Raw genomic sequence first — 753 nt, forward strand, 5'->3', positions numbered from 1 at the left:
CGGCGGCAGTTTTTACGGCGGAGAAGCACAGCGTTTGATTCGCGACGGTGAAGAGATCAAAGTCATGGTTCGTTATCCTCAACTGACTCGTGAAGCGTTTTCTTCATTACGTTACGCTGTCATTACTACGCCAGCAGGCAAGAAAGTGATGTTGGGCGATGTCGTGAATATCAGTGAGCAGCCTGGGGTTAGCACAATTCGTCGCGAAGGTGGTTATCAAACCGTTTATGTGTACGGCTCTATTGATGAAGAACTCGTTGAGCCACAAGAAATTGTGAAAATCATCGACGATAGTATTTTGCCTGATATGAAGAAGCTTCACCCAAGTGTCAAAACAGAGCTGGGTGGTGACATCGAAGAGCAAGCCGCGCAACGCAACGAACAAATCATGTTCTTTGTGGCAGGGATGATCATTGTTTATATCTTGCTTGCCGTACCATTGAAGAGCTATACCCAGCCTCTTATCGTGATGTCTGTTATCCCGTTTAGTTTAACAGGGGCGATTTGGGGGCATTTCTGGTTGGGGCTAGACATTAGCATGATGTCGACATTCGGTTTGATCGCAGCCGCAGGTGTGGTGATCAACGACTCGTTGGTGATGACAGATTATGTGAACCAAGTTCGAGAGAAAGGAATGAGCATCAAGCAGGCGGTGGTTGAGGCTGGTTGTGCACGTTTCCGAGCGATTACGCTGACATCCATCACGACCTTTGCGGGTGTATTGCCTATTATGTTCGAAACCAGTCTACAAGC

General features: G+C 47.7%; 1 protein-coding gene. It reads left to right on the forward strand.

Annotated features, from left to right (window positions below):
- On the forward strand, window positions 1-753 hold a 753-nt coding region (locus tag R7190_RS27070), incomplete at both ends, for an efflux RND transporter permease subunit (RefSeq protein WP_318137827.1).

The sequence above is a fragment of the Vibrio sp. 1078-1 genome, assembly GCF_033340475.1.